Source organism: Scandinavium sp., from assembly GCF_036271055.1.
GTDB lineage: Bacteria > Pseudomonadota > Gammaproteobacteria > Enterobacterales > Enterobacteriaceae > Scandinavium.
Genome location: NZ_DATBBJ010000059.1, coordinates 15418 through 30632, shown reverse-complemented (window position 1 = coordinate 30632; position 15215 = coordinate 15418). Strand labels below are relative to the sequence as shown.

The window sequence follows — 15215 nt, the reverse complement described above, 5'->3', positions numbered from 1 at the left end:
CCACGTCAGCGGGGAAATGCAATGGATAACGGGGGAACAGTCATGGCACAAGTGTGCACAATAGCCTGGGTTCACGGAATGGTGCAGGGCGTCGGGTTTCGCTACAGCACTCAGCGCGAGGCGCTTAAACTCAGTTTAACGGGGTATGCGCGGAATCTGGATGACGGCAGTGTCGAAGTGCTGGCATGTGGTGAAGCGGAAAAAGTGGAACAGCTTATAACGTGGCTGAAAGCGGGAGGGCCACGCAGCGCTCGGGTGGACAAGGTGCTGACCGAACCGAACCAGCCTGATAAAAGCTGGAACGATTTCGGTATTCGCTACTAAATGCACTTCACCGGCTTAGGCAGGCCCGCGATTTTGGTGGCCTGTTTGGCCGGGCCTTTCGGGAACAGGCGATACAGATAGCGGCTGTTACCTTTCTCTTCGCCAAACTTTTTCGCCATGGCTTTCACCAGCATACGGATGGCGGGAGAGGTATTGAATTCGAGATAGAAATCGCGCACAAAGCGCACTACTTCCCAGTGCTCCGCAGAGAGGACAATGGCCTCTTTTTCGGCAATCACGTCTGCCAGACCTTCACTCCACTGGCTGCTTTCTTTGAGATAACCGTCGTTATCGGTCTCTATTTCTTTGCCTTCAAAGTTCAACATAGTCATTCAGTGCCGTTATCAGAAACCGTCGCAGTGTAGCAAAAAACAAAGCCCCGCATAAGCGGGGCCTGATCTGTTGCCAATGCCGTTTTAGTCTTTGCTGGCGAAACCGAGAATGCTCAGCAGGCTGACAAAGATGTTGTACAGCGAGACATACAGGCTGACGGTGGCGCGAATATAGTTCGTTTCGCCGCCATGAATGATGTTGCTGGTCTCATACAAAATGGCGCCAGAAGAGATCAGGATGAACACCGCGCTAATAGCCAGGTGCAACGCAGGCAATTGCAGGAAGATGTTCGCCACCATACCGATCAGCACCACCACGATGCCCGCCATCAGCATACCGCCGAGGAAGTTCATGTTTTTGCGCGTGGTCAGTACATAAGCCGAGCAGCAGAAGAACACCAACGCGGTACCGCCCAGCGCCATGCCAATCACATCGCCCATGCCGGCAGAAAGATAAGCGTTCAGCATTGGGCCCAGGATATAACCCAGGAAGCCGGTGAAGGCGAATGCGGACAAAATACCGACCGGTTTGTCAGCGGTTTTGTACGTCAGGAACATTAAGCCGTACATCCCAACCAGCGTCAGGATCAGACCCGGCGATGGCAACATCAGTACGGTACTTGCCGTCGCCGTTATGGCGGAAAACGCCAGCGTCAGGCTCAGCAGAAAATAGGTATTACGCAGAACTTTGTGCGTGCTCAGTAGCGATGTACGGTCACGCGAGGAGGTAATAATGCGATCCATAGTCACTCTCTATATTGATGACAGGGGTATTAACTATCGAGAATATGTAAATAAAGTCCAAAGCTCTAGTGCTTTTACCCATCTTTACCGACTCGTTACGGCCCCTCTACAGAAGAATATATCGACGAAAAAATCTGAGGCAGCAGGTTCGTTGCTTTTGTTCCATAAGCCAGATCGAGCTCTTATAGGTCACTGAAAAATATTGCCTTATTACAAAACCGCCGCTAAGACTGGAAATGGTGTCAACAATAATGAAATCAATAAGGCAATGGATATGAAACCACAAAAGCGCAATCACATTACGCGGGCTTTGCTCGCCGCAGGGCTTCTGAGTTCAGCTTCAATGGTCTGGGCGGCTCAGGTTCCCGAAGGCACTCAGCTTGCGGATAAGCAGGAACTGGTCAGAAATAACGGCAACGAACCCGCGTCGCTCGATCCGCATAAAGTGGAAAGCGACGTTGAATACAACATTATTAGCGATATGTTTGACGGGCTGGTGGCAGTAAAACCGGATGGCACCATTGAGCCACGTCTGGCAGCCTCCTGGGACAATAAAGACAACACGGTGTGGACGTTCCATTTGCGTCCGGGGATCACCTGGTCTGACGGCTCGGCGATTACCGCGCAGGATATTGTCTGGAGTTGGCAACGCCTGATATCACCGAAAACCGCGTCGCCCTACGCGAGTTATCCCGCAAACATGCATATCGTGAATGCCGATGATATCGCACTGGGCAAGAAAACAGCGGATACCCTTGGTGTGAAGGCGCTGGATGATAATACCTTACAGGTGACGTTGAGCCAGCCGACGGCTTCCTTCCTCGCCATGTTGGCGCATCCGTCGCTGGTGCCTGTCGACCCGGTACTGATTAAGCGTTTTGGAGATAAGTGGACTCTGCCAGAGCATTTCGTTAGCAGCGGGGCTTACAAACTTTCGCAGTGGGTGGTGAACGAGCGGATCATCGGCGTGCGAAACGAAAAGTATTGGGATAATGCACACACGGTTATCGAGAAAGTCACCTATCTGCCGATCCACTCTGAGGCTGCGGACGTTAATCGCTACAAGGCGGGTGAAATAGATATCGCCTATACCTTGCCGATAAACCAGTTTGCAATGCTCAAGAAAACAATGGGCGACGAGGTAGATGTCTCGCCACAGCTTGCGACCTATTATTACGAGTTCAATACCACGAAAGCGCCGTTCAATGACGCGAGAGTGCGTCGGGCGCTGAATATGGCGTTGGACAAAAATATCATTGCCGACAAAGTGCTGGGGCAGGGGCAACGTGCGGCCTGGCTTATCAGCCAGCCAGAGATTGGCGGGGTGACGCTTCACGCGCCGGATTACGCCAGTTGGCCGCAGGAGAAACGCATTGCCGAAGCTAAAAAGCTGCTCGCCGAAGCAGGGTTCGGGGAAAATCATCCGCTTTCATTTAATCTGCTCTACAACACGTCTGAATCACATCAGCGCATTGCTATCGCCGTCAGCTCCATGTGGAAGAAAAATCTCGGCGTAGAAGCGAAGCTGCAAAATCAGGAGTGGAAAACGATGCTTGATGCCATGCACACCGGGAATTTCGATGTGGTGCGTTATGCGTGGATCGCTGATTATGATGACGCCGCGACCTTCCTGAATAACTTCCGTATCGGCGACAGCCAGAACACCAGCCAATACAAAAATCCCGCTTACGATGAAGCGTTACGCCATGCCGCTCAGGCCACGGACAGCGCCGAACGTGGCAAATACTATCAACAGGCAGAAGATATGTTAGGGCAGGATGTACCGGCAATTCCGGTGTATCACTATGTCCGAACCCATCTGGTGAAGCCGTGGGTCGGTGGCTTTACGCCCGACAGACTCGGCTACTACTACACCAAAGATATGTACATCAAAAAACATTAAGCGCGTTATCACGAAAAAACTGCTGCATTACTGTTCAATCTGTTGTTCTTTCAGCCAATTAACGCCGATTTGACTTTTTTTTAGGCAAACGAACAAGGTGGGGCTTTACAGAGTGTTCGGGGATGTTTATAGTGCGCCTCACTTAGGAAGCGTGGCCGAGCGGTTGAAGGCACCGGTCTTGAAAACCGGCGACCCGAAAGGGTTCTAGAGTTCGAATCTCTACGCTTCCGCCAAATTCGAAGCCCAAGTCGTTATGCGACTTGGGCTTTTTCTTTTGTGCAAATATTTGCTTTGACGTTAGACAAACCGACAAGCATTTGACGACTCAGACCAGTCCGCGTCGACATTTCCTCACATATCGTAATTTGAAGCTTCACGCCTACCGGGCAATTACTCAAGCCACATAAGAGAGTGGCACTAATCTTGCTTGATGACAGGACCTTTCCTTTTATCAGGTTCTTTTATGGTGCTTTCAGCTCTCAGCTTCGTCTATGAATCGAAAAAAAGTGAAATCGCCAGCCTGCAGCAATTATTGCAATTAGGCAGGCTGGTGGGTGCCATCAGTCATATGGTGCATATGCTGCAACGCGAGCGAGGAACGGCAAACATCTACTTGTGCTCTCACCGGCAAATGGGGGGAGAGCAACTCAGCGAGCGGGCATTGCAGGTGCAAACGGCAGAAGATTCAATGAATCAGTTGCTTACTTCATCGGAATTCGTGAGGCAAAACATTGTTAATGCCGCGCGCCTGTTTAGTCGCATCGCTATGGTCTTGCACAGTCTCGGCACATTACCGCTGTTACGTCAGCAGGTTCAGGCGCTGAGCATTAGCCAGCCGGAAGCCATGAAACAGTACAACGACGTGATTCGTGCCCATCTGGCGTTGGTGTTTGAGACGGCAGATATTTCGAGTGACCCGCTCATTTCGCGGGCGCTCCTGGCGCTGTGCAGCTTTATGCAGGGCAAAGAGTTGGCGGGCCAGGAACGCGCTACGGCAGCAGCCGGTTTCGCCGCCCGGCAATTTGATGAGAGCACGCATCTGCAGCTAATGGATTTGATTGATAGCCAGGATCGCTGTTTCCAGACCTTTAAAGAGTTTGCAGACAGCCCGTGCAGGCTGGTGTGGCAGCAACAGATGAGTCAGCAAAGCAGCGATTTTGAACGTTACAGGCGCATTGCCTGTACCCGTCTCAGCGTAGATGAAGGCGGAAGCGACATGGCGCTACGCTGGTTTGACATTGCGACCGCGCGCATGGATGGCATGAAGATCGTTGAAAATGAACTCGAAGAGGCGCTGATGACGTGTTGCCGTCAGCGTATTAGTGAAGCGCAAGCGTCACTTGCCCTGCAGCAGCAGAGTGTTGAACACCTTCCGCAGCCCGAGGAACATTATCCTGCTCTGCTGCCTGCCCAGCTCAGCCGTTCCGTTCTCGAACTTGTCGAGCAGCAATCCCGCCAGTTGCAGGCGCTGGATACGGAGCTCGCCAGGCTTCGTGTCACGCTGGCCGAGCGCAAGTTAGTGGAACGTGCCAAAAGCGTATTGATACAGCAACACGGCTTCACGGAACCGCAGGCGCACAAGACGCTGCGGGAGATGGCAATGAATCAGAATAAGAAACTGTCTGAAGTTGCCGAGGCGATGCTCGCCGTGTCCGCTGTCCTCAACAATGAGAGCAAAGCGGGGCCGTAGCTGCACCGTCCGTGTGCAATTGCGCAGTGCGAAGTGTGCAGTTGCGGTGCACAAAATGAGCCAACTGCTTAAGCCAACGCTTTAAGCCACTGATTTATGATGATCTATAAAATTGGCACACTAGCTGCATTATTTTTAGTCACAAGCACTAAGCCAATGGCGGTTTAGTCAGGATTACGGATAAAGGCGTCCGTTAGCGTTCAGACCACTGAGCGCTAACTGGACGCTTTTTTTTTGCTCATTTTTCAACGTTACAGGAAGCCGGAATGACACAGGGCGAAAAACAACATCTGGGGCAATTATCCCGCCGCCGCTTTCTTGTGGGGAGCGCGGCACTGGGCGGCAGCATCGTCATGTCCGGCTTGATGAACAACGTCTGGGCAGCCGGTTCAGATGCGCCAGAAAAGAAAGAGATCCGCGTCGGGTTCATTCCACTCACCGATTGTTCCTCCGTTGTGATGGCGGCGGTAAAGAAATTTGACGAGAAGTACGGCATTAAAATCGTCCTCAGCAAAGAGTCGAGCTGGGCCTCGGTGCGCGACAAGCTGGTGTCTGGCGAACTGGATGCGGCGCATGTGCTTTACGGTCTGGTGTATGGCCTTCAACTCGGCGTATCTGGCCCACAGCATGACATGGCGATGCTGATGTCGCTCAACAACAACGGGCAGGCGATCACCCTTTCAAATCAGTTGAAACAGGCTGGAGTGATCGATGGGACATCGTTGAAAAAAGTGGTCGGCGCCAGCGAGAAGGGCACTTACACCTTTGCGCAAACATTCCCAACCGGTACGCACGCCATGTGGCTCTACTACTGGCTGGCGAACGCGGGTATCCATCCGTTCAACGATGTGCGCAACGTAGTGGTGCCCCCGCCACAAATGGTGATGAACATGAAAATCGGCAACATGAGCGGCTTTTGTGTGGGCGAACCCTGGAACCAACGCGCGATCAAAGACGACATCGGCTTTACCGCGGTTACTTCTCAGGAGATCTGGCCAGATCATCCGGAAAAAATTCTCGGCACCACGTCTGCCTGGGTCGCCGCCAATCCCAATGCGGCCCGTGCTCTGACCGCTGCGGTGCTGGATGCGTCCCGCTGGATAGACACCTCCGACGCCAACCGTATCGAAACCGCAAGCGTTGTGGCGGCACGCGCCTACATCAACACGCCAGTAGAGACGATTCAGGGACGAATGTTGGGCGAGTACGAAAACGGTCTGGGGAGAAAATGGAAAGACGCTCACAGCATGCGTTTTTTCAACGATGGCGAAGTCAATTATCCCTGGCTCTCTGATGGCATGTGGTTCCTGACCCAGCACAAACGCTGGGGCCTGCTCGACAAAGATCCTGACTATCTTGGTGTCGCCCAAAAAATTAACCGCATCGACATCTACAAACAGGCGGCCACCGCCGTGGGAGGGATCAATTTACCCTCCAGCGACATGCGCCGTAGCACATTAATGGACGGCAGCGTCTGGGATGGCACTCGTCCTGTTGAATACGCTAACAGTTTTGCAATGAAACGCTAAGTGAGGCCGCAGATGTCTACGAATTTGAAAACTAATATTGTCACGCTGACCGAGCCCACGTCGGTCAGTGCCGAGGTTGTCACGCTTAAAACGCCGGCTCCTGTTAACACCCGCGGATCTTCCTTCGCCCGGTTTCGTGCGGTTTCACGCCGTGTCGTGCAAAAAATGATCCCCGCTATTCTCGGGGCGTTTGTCCTGCTCGCGTTCTGGCAGATTGCCGCCATTACCAGCAAAGGCTTCCCGACCCCTGAGAAAACCTGGGAGGCAGCGAAGGTCATTTTTGCTGACCCGTTTTACGTCGCCGGGCCAAATGACATGGGGATTGGCTGGAACGTACTGGCCTCGCTCCAGCGCGTTGCTATCGGCTTCGGGCTGGCGGCGCTAATCGGTATCCCGGCGGGTTTCCTGATTGGTCGCTTCCGTTTTATCGCAAGCATGTTCAACCCCATCATCTCGCTGCTGCGTCCTGTCAGCCCGCTGGCATGGCTGCCCATTGGCCTGCTGCTGTTTCAGCGTGCAGAGCCCGCCTCGGCCTGGACCATTTTCATCTGCTCAATCTGGCCAATGATCCTCAACACCGCAGAAGGCGTGATGCGTATTCCGCAGGACTATCTCAACGTGGCGCACGTTTTGAAACTCAGTGAATTCACCGTGATGCGCAAAATCCTCTTGCCCGCCGTGCTGCCGTACATCCTGACCGGGGTGCGTCTGTCGATAGGCATCGCATGGCTGGTGATCGTCGCCGCCGAAATGCTGACCGGTGGCGTGGGGATCGGGTTCTGGATCTGGAACGAATGGAACAACCTCAACGTGGAAAACATCATCATCGCCATCCTGTTGATTGGCGTCGTGGGGATGTTACTGGAGCAAGGGCTGATGGCCATTGCTCGCCGACTCAGTTACGACAGCCGTCCAGGAGCCTGAGATGAAAAAAGAAAAAGCCATTATCAGCGTGCAGAACGTCAGTCAGCGTTTCCCGACGGCGAAAACTTCGTTTCTGGCGCTCGACAACGTCAGTTTTGATATCGCCGAAGGCGAAACGGTGAGCTTGATCGGTCACTCCGGCTGCGGGAAATCGACCTTGCTGAATCTGATTGCCGGATTGAGTCGCCCAACGGACGGCGTGTTGCTGTGCGATAACACAGAAATTACCGGTCCGGGCCCGGAGCGTGGCGTGGTGTTCCAGAACCATTCTCTGCTGCCGTGGTTAACCGCCTTTGAGAATGTCGCACTGGCGGTTCACCAGGTCTTCAAAGACCAGATGAGTAAAAGCGAAATGCACGACTGGATTTTGCACAACCTCGAACTGGTGCACATGGAGCACGCAGCTGACAAACGTCCGGGTGCCATTTCCGGCGGCATGAAACAGCGGGTCGGCATTGCCCGTGCGCTGGCGATGAAACCGAAAGTTCTGCTGATGGATGAGCCTTTTGGTGCACTGGATGCATTAACGCGCGCACATTTGCAGGATGCCGTGATGGACATTCAGGCGCGCCTCAAAACCACCATTTTGCTCATCACCCACGATGTAGACGAAGCGGTGCTGCTGTCCGATCGCGTAATGATGATGACCAACGGTCCCGCCGCGAAAGTCGGCGAAGTGATGCACGTTGAGCTGCCAAGACCGCGTCATCGTCTGGCGCTGGCAAACGATCCCCGGTTCCACCAGTACCGCCAGCAGGTGCTGCATTTCCTTTATGAAAAACACAAGGCCGTGGCCTGATTCAGGCGGGGGAGAAGCGTAATGGCAAAACCGACGCTGATCGTTATCGGTAATGGCATGGCAGGCATACGGCTGGTGGAACGGCTGTGCGAGCTTGCGCCCGAACGCTATCGCATTGTGGTAATCGGTGATGAAAAGCACGGTGCGTACAACCGTATTCTGCTCACGCCCGTCCTCAGCGGTGAAAAAGCATTTGATCAGATAGTCACGCACGATGCGCAGTGGTATGCCGACCACCACATCACGTTGATGGCGGGCAACCCTGTGACGGCAATTGATCGTCAAGCTCGCAGCGTTACTGTCGGCGGGCAGTGTTTCCATTATGACCATCTGGCGATTGCCACTGGATCGCAACCTTTTCTACCGTCTTTGCCGGGTATGGCGTTGCCAGGTGTTCATGGGTTCCGCACGCAGAAAGATGTGGAAAATATTCTTCGTGAAACTTATGCCGGGCAACCAATCGCGGTGATTGGCGGCGGGGTGTTGGGCGTAGAGGCCGCAGCCGCGCTGGCTCTGCGAGGGATGACGGTGAGCCTGCTCCACCGTGGCGATTATTTGATGGAGAAACAGCTTGATGAACAGGCCGGGGCGCTGCTTCGCGACAGACTGACATCGCGCGGCATCACCCTCATTTTACAGGCAGAGATCGTGTCATTCGCCGCTAGTGACAAGGATTGTGTTTGTGCGGTGACGCTGTGTGATGGACGCGAAATCGCCGCAGAGCGCATTGTTGTCGCCGTCGGCGTTCGTCCGGAAATTGCATTGGCGCAGGCGGCTGGTCTGGCGTGTGATCGCGGCATTCTGGTGAATGCTTATCTGCAAACTTCTGACCCGCATATTTCGGCGCTCGGCGAATGTTGTCAGCTCGGTGACCTGACGTTTGGGCTGGTGGCCCCGTGCTGGCAGCAGGCAGACGTGCTGGCATCATGGCTGGCAGATGAGCGGGAAACGCTGCCGTTCGACGTTCAAAATGTGCCGCTGCGCCTCAAAGTCACCGGCATTGATTTGTTCTGCGCGGGGGAATTGCTCACCGAAGATGAGGCGCATATTCACAGCACGTATGACCCGTTTGAGGGGCATTACCGCCGTCTGCACCTTCGCGACAACCAATTGCAAGGCGTGTTGCTGTGGGGAGACATCAGCGATGGACCCGATTATCTCGCACGTATCAGCCATCCCGCTCTTCAGCAGGCGCGACTGAGCGTCTTTAGTCCCGGCGTTGAGCCGGATATCTCTGCTTTTCCGCCCGTTAAATCTGAACCGTTACCCGTAGAGGTAATGAGGAGTCATGCAATGTCGAAACCCGTATTGGTCATGGCCGGACACGGCATGGTGGGCCACCATTTTTTACAACAGCTGGTTGAGCGCGAACTGCACCTGCAATACCAGGTGATTGTGTTCGCCGAAGAAAAATCACCCGCGTATGACCGCGTACATTTATCGGAATACTTTTCCGGCCGAAGTGCGGAATCGCTCTCGATGGTGGAAGAGGGATTCTTTGAATCGACCGGCATTGAGCTGCGTCTCGGACACAGCATCGGGCACATTGATACCCAACATCGCTATGTGGTCGATCATCAGGGACGGCAGACGGCCTACGATTTGCTGGTGCTGGCGACAGGATCTTACCCTTTTGTGCCTCCCATTCCGGGGAATGATGCACCGGGTTGTCTGGTGTATCGCACGCTGGACGATCTCGCCGCTATTCAGGCCTGTGCGGATAGCGGGAAAACTGGTGTGGTGGTCGGGGGCGGTTTGCTCGGGCTGGAAGCCGCCAACGCGTTGAAACAACTGGGGCTGGAAACGCATGTGGTGGAATTTGCGCCCCGGTTGATGGGCGTTCAGCTCGATGAAGGCGGCGCGCAAATGCTGCGTCGTAAAATTGAAGCACTGGACGTTCAGGTTCATACCGGCAAAGCGACTCAGGCCATCGTTACGGGCGAAACCAGCCAGTACCGTATGACGTTTGCAGATGGCAGCCATCTTGAAACTGACCTGGTGTTGTTCTCGGCAGGTATCCGCCCACGCGATCAACTGGCCCGGGAGTGTGGACTGGAAGTCGGGCCGCGCGGAGGCATTGTGATCAACGACCAGTGCAGCACCTCCGATCCGGCTATCTACGCGATTGGCGAATGCGCGCTGTGGAACGGGCAGATTTTCGGGTTGGTGGCACCCGGTTATCAGATGGCCCGCACGCTGGCAGACACGCTGGCTGGCAGTGAAGTGGCGTTTAAAGGCGCGGACATGAGCACCAAACTGAAACTGCTGGGCGTGGAAGTGGCGTCTGTCGGTGATGCGCATGGCACCACGCCGGGAAGTCAAAGCTATAGCTGGGTCGACGGCCCGGCGGAAGTGTACAAAAAAATCGTGGTTTCGCAGGACAGTAAACGCCTGCTGGGCGCCGTGTTGGTGGGTGATAGCAGTGAATACAGCACCCTGTTGCAGATGATGCTCAACGACATGCCGCTGCCCGCTCATCCGGAAACGCTGATTTTGCCCGCCAGCGCAGGGGCCGAGCCTCAGACGCTGGGCATTGCTGCTCTGCCGGATAGCGCGCAAATTTGCTCCTGTCACAACGTCAGCAAAGGCGATATCTGTGAGGCCGTGAACAATAATTGCCTCGACATGGCGGCGATAAAAACCTGCACCAAAGCCGCCACCGGCTGCGGGGGCTGCGCGGCATTGACCAAACAGGTAATGGAATTTGCGCTATCCGAAATGGGTGTCGAGGTGAAAAAAGACATCTGTGAGCATTTCGCCTGGTCACGCCAGGAGATTTATCACTTAGTACGCGTGGGCAATATTCGCACCTTCGGAGAACTGATTGAAAAGCACGGTCAGGGGAGCGGGTGTGAAATCTGCAAACCGTTGGTCGGCTCTGTACTGGCGTCGTGCTGGAATGACTACTTGCTGAAACCACAACATTTACCACTGCAGGACACCAACGACCGTTATTTTGCCAACATCCAGAAAGACGGCACCTATTCCGTCGTGCCGCGCGTTCCGGCGGGCGAGATAACCCCGGAAGGGCTCATCGCCATCGGCGAAGTGGCGAAACGCTACCGACTCTACACCAAAATAACCGGAGGACAGCGTATCGATTTGTTCGGCGCGCGCCTGGAACAGCTACCGGAAATTTGGCAGCAGCTGGTGGAGGCCGGTTTTGAAACCGGTCATGCGTATGGCAAATCCTTACGCACGGTGAAATCCTGTGTGGGGTCAAGCTGGTGTCGCTACGGCGTACAGGATTCCACCTCACTGGCGCTGCAACTTGAGCACCGTTACAAAGGGTTGCGTTCACCGCACAAAATCAAAATGGCGGTTTCCGGCTGCACCCGCGAGTGTGCCGAAGCCCAAAGTAAAGATGTGGGGGTCATTGCCACCGACAAGGGCTGGAATCTGTACGTCTGCGGTAACGGGGGCATGAAACCACGCCATGCAGATTTGCTGGCGCAGGACATGAGCACCGACGATTTAATCCGTACCGTTGACCGTTTCCTGATGTTCTACATCCGCACGGCAGACCGACTGCAACGCACCAGCACCTGGATGAATAATCTCGAGGGCGGCCTGGATTATCTGCGCCAGGTGGTGCTGGAAGATAGCCTGCATATCGGCGATGAACTCGACCGTGAAATGCGCGCGGTGGTGGAGACCTACCAATGTGAATGGCAAACCACGCTGGCATCCCCGGACCGCCTGGCGCTGTTCAAACCGTTTGTTAACAGTCATGAACCGGACGAAGGGGTGGTCATGGTCTCCGAGCGAGATCAGTTGCGGCCCGCGACGCGTAAGGAACGTGACACAATGCCCGCGCACGCTGTGGAACAAGCAGAAGAAACAGTCCAGGGCTGGGTGGATGTGTGCGAGCTGAGCGCTATTCCGGCAAATGCAGGTATGGCAGCACGGCTGATGAACCAGCAGATTGCGCTGTTCTATTTGCCAGGTCATCCGCAGCAGGTTTTTGCGCTGAGCAACCATGAACCGGAAAGCGATGCCAACGTGTTGGCGCGTGGGCTGGTGGGCGATGTACAAGGCGAACCGGTGGTGATTTCACCGCTCTACAAACAGCGTTTTCGCTTACAGGATGGGCACAGTCTGGAAAATTCGTCGTTAGCCCTACGGACCTGGAAGGTGAAAGTGGAAGAGGGCCGGGTCTGGGTTCAGGCGCATGCGCTGGGTATCGCACCCGCCAAAATCATTGAGACGCTCAGCCTATGAAAAAAAAAATCCCGGCGGTTGAAACCACCTGCGCCTATTGCGGCGTAGGGTGTGGCGTCACTATGCAGTCGCAGGCTGACGGTTTTGTTGCTAACGGCAGCCCGACACATCCGGCAAACAATGGACGGTTGTGTGTGAAAGGCAGCGCGTTAGGTGAAACGCTGGGGTTAGAGGGACGTTTGCTCCAGCCGGAAATTGATCATCAACCCGTGAGTTGGTCACAGGCACTGGATGCTGTTGCTGAGGGAATACAGGCGGTAATTGCCGAGCACGGGCCACAGGCCGTTGCGTTCTATGGTTCGGGGCAATTGCTGACAGAAGATTATTATGTCGCGAACAAGCTAATGAAGGGCTTTATTGGCGCAGGCAATATGGATACAAACTCGCGGCTGTGCATGGCTTCCGCTGTGGCAGGTTACAAGCGAGCGTTCGGTGCCGATGCCGTTCCCTGTAATTATGAAGATCTGGAACAGGCCGATTGCGTCATTCTGGTGGGATCGAATACCGCCTGGGCGCATCCGGTGGTGTATCAACGGCTGGTAAAAGCCAAAGCGGATCGGCCAGATATGCGGATCGTGGTTATCGACCCACGTAAGACGGCCACCTGTGATCTCGCTGATTTGCATCTGGCCTTGCGCCCGGGCAGTGATGCGGCGCTGTTCTGTGGTGCGTTGCATGCCATGGCAGAGAGCGGAAAGCTCGACGCGGATTTCCTGCAACATCACACTCAGGGCGCTGACGAAACGTTGCAGGCAGCGAGGAGCTGGACGCCCGACAAAACGGCAGACTACTGTGGACTTTCATTGCCGGAACTAGAGGCGTTTTATCAGCTGATTGCTAACAGCCAACGGCTGGTCACGTTGTATTCGATGGGGATCAATCAATCCACTTCAGGCGTGGACAAATGCAACGCTATCATCAACCTGCATCTGGCAACCGGCCAGATTGGGCGAGCAGGCTGCGGGCCATTCTCCATAACGGGCCAGCCTAATGCGATGGGTGGGCGTGAAGTCGGTGGGCTGGCGAACCAACTGGCCTGCCATATGGGATTCACGCCCACGGACATTGAACGCGTCGGGCGATTCTGGAACAGTAAAACCGTCGCGCAAACCGCTGGCCTCAACGCGGTGGATCTGTTCCGTGCCATCGAAAACGGAGAGATAAAAGCCGTCTGGATCATGGGCACCAATCCATTAGTGTCTTTGCCTGATGCCGATCGCGTGCGAGCCGGTCTGGCGCGCTGTCCGCTGGTTATTGTGTCCGATATTCTGCGGGAGACTGATACCACTCGTATGGCGCATATTCTGCTACCCGCGCTAGGTTGGGGGGAGAAAAATGGGACGGTGACAAATTCCGAACGCTGTATTTCCCGTCAGCGCGCATTTTTACCTGCACTAGGCGAAGCTAAACCCGACTGGTGGATACTCAGCCAGGTCGCAAAACGCTTAGGGTTTGGCGAGGCGTTCGGCTGGCAGCATCCGGCAGAAATCTTCCGCGAGCATGCGGCGCTTTCTGGTTTTGAAAATTCCGGTTCGCGGGCGTTTGATATCAGCGGTCTGGCACATCTTTCCAACGAACAGTGGGACGCTTTGCAGCCCATTCAGTGGCCGGTGAACGCGGCAAACCCGCAGGGTACCGCTCGCCTGTTTACGGACCGTATTTTCTATCATGCCGACGGCAAGGCGCGGCTGATCGCGATCGCGCCTCGATTGCCTGCCACTCAGCCCACAAGCGCGTATCCGCTGGTGATGAACACGGGCCGGGTGCGGGATCAGTGGCATACCATGACGCGCACCGGGAAATCCGCGCGCTTGATGCAGCACATCAGCGAACCCTATTGTCAGTTTCATCCCGACGACGCGCCGGATATTGAGGCAGGTGACGTCGTCCGCGTTGCCTCTTCTCATGGCTGGCTGTTGTTACGGGCACAACCCGACCGCCTTCAGCCACGCGGTAGCGTTTTCGTGCCTATTCACTGGAACAGTCGGTTCAGTCAGCAGGCCCGCGTTGACGCGCTGATCGCCTCGGAGACGGACCCTCTCTCCGGGCAGCCGGAAAGCAAGCATATGCCGGTCAGTCTGAAAAAATGGAAAGCCGCATGGTACGCCGAACTGTTTATCCGGGGAGACAATTTTGCGCCGCCTGCTGTCGCGTACTGGAGTCTCATCACTCAACCGGACGTCGCGCATTTTACGCTAGCCGACTCCTCGCGGCCCGATGACTGGCTGGCCTGGCTAAAGGAACAGTACGCGATAGACGGCAATATCTGCCAAAGCGCCCGTTTGGGCGACGATGGATTTAATCTGTTGGTGTGGGCGCAGGGGGAACTGCGGCTGGCATTCTACGCCAGCCGCAGCCCTCAGCAGCCAGAAAGGCAGGCGGTGTTGTCGGCCTTCATCAACCCGCCGACCACGGCCCAACAGCGGTTGGCATTACTGGCAGGGGTTGTCAGACAAGATGCCACGCCAACCGGTGCCATGATTTGTAGCTGCTTTTCTGTGGGCGAAGCGCAGATTGTTGAGGCTATCGGTCAGGGATGCCACAACGTGCAGCAGCTCGGTATGAAGCTGAAATGTGGCACTAATTGCGGATCCTGCATTCCTGAACTTAAAAATATAATTGCTGATCGGATTAGCCTGCAGGCCACGGGAGCGCGCTAACGCATATCGTTATCCACATTGAGTGGCCTTCACTTTGAAAACGCATAAATAACAAATTGAGACAACCGTTTTCAAGCTGTTTAGCCCTT

10 protein-coding genes and 1 tRNA gene are annotated in these 15215 nt (G+C 55.0%); 9 read left to right on the top strand and 2 right to left on the bottom strand.

The window, feature by feature from the left end:
- Positions 1–42: 42 nt before the first annotated feature.
- Positions 43–324: an acylphosphatase gene (yccX, locus tag VH187_RS08215; RefSeq protein ID WP_329700971.1), complete on the top strand. Its 282-nt coding sequence runs from the start codon at positions 43–45 to the stop codon at positions 322–324.
- Here yccX and tusE read toward each other — a convergent pair.
- Together tusE and yccA are read right to left on the bottom strand one after the other, a co-directional pair.
- On the bottom strand, positions 321–650 hold the full coding sequence (tusE, locus tag VH187_RS08210; protein WP_329701336.1) for a sulfurtransferase TusE: 330 nt from the start codon (positions 648–650) through the stop codon (positions 321–323). The genes yccX and tusE overlap by 4 nt on opposite strands.
- Before the next feature lie 90 nt (positions 651–740).
- Complete coding sequence (yccA, locus tag VH187_RS08205; protein ID WP_329700970.1) at positions 741–1400, bottom strand: FtsH protease modulator YccA; 660 nt, start codon at positions 1398–1400, stop codon at positions 741–743.
- A 274-nt stretch (positions 1401–1674) separates the two neighbouring features.
- On the opposite strand from yccA, the gene VH187_RS08200 reads away from it, so the two are divergent.
- From VH187_RS08200 to VH187_RS08165, 8 genes are all read left to right on the top strand, one after another.
- Complete coding sequence (locus VH187_RS08200) at positions 1675–3303, top strand: ABC transporter substrate-binding protein (RefSeq protein ID WP_329700969.1); 1629 nt, start codon at positions 1675–1677, stop codon at positions 3301–3303.
- A 145-nt stretch (positions 3304–3448) separates the two neighbouring features.
- Positions 3449–3536 (top strand) — tRNA-Ser (locus VH187_RS08195).
- 230 nt (positions 3537–3766) lie between these two features.
- Positions 3767–4993, top strand: coding sequence for a nitrate- and nitrite sensing domain-containing protein (locus VH187_RS08190; RefSeq protein WP_329700968.1), 1227 nt, complete (start codon positions 3767–3769; stop codon positions 4991–4993).
- Positions 4994–5259: 266 nt separating this feature from the next.
- Positions 5260–6522 carry a CmpA/NrtA family ABC transporter substrate-binding protein gene (locus VH187_RS08185; protein ID WP_329700967.1) on the top strand — a complete coding sequence of 421 codons (1263 nt, stop codon included), beginning with the start codon at positions 5260–5262 and terminating at the stop codon, positions 6520–6522.
- A 12-nt stretch (positions 6523–6534) separates the two neighbouring features.
- The gene (gene ntrB, locus VH187_RS08180; protein WP_329700966.1) at positions 6535–7446 is read left to right on the top strand and encodes a nitrate ABC transporter permease; all 912 of its coding nucleotides are present in this window, start codon (positions 6535–6537) and stop codon (positions 7444–7446) included.
- A gap of 1 nt (position 7447) precedes the next feature.
- A complete protein-coding gene (locus VH187_RS08175; RefSeq protein ID WP_329700965.1) occupies positions 7448–8245 on the top strand; it encodes an ABC transporter ATP-binding protein in 798 nt (265 codons plus the stop codon).
- A 21-nt stretch (positions 8246–8266) separates the two neighbouring features.
- Positions 8267–12466, top strand: a complete 4200-nt coding sequence (gene nirB / locus VH187_RS08170; RefSeq protein WP_329700964.1) for a nitrite reductase large subunit NirB — start codon at positions 8267–8269, stop codon at positions 12464–12466.
- Positions 12463–15126, top strand: a complete 2664-nt coding sequence (locus VH187_RS08165) for a nitrate reductase (RefSeq protein ID WP_329700963.1) — start codon at positions 12463–12465, stop codon at positions 15124–15126. Before nirB ends, VH187_RS08165 begins: the two co-directional genes overlap by 4 nt.
- Positions 15127–15215 lie beyond the last annotated feature (89 nt).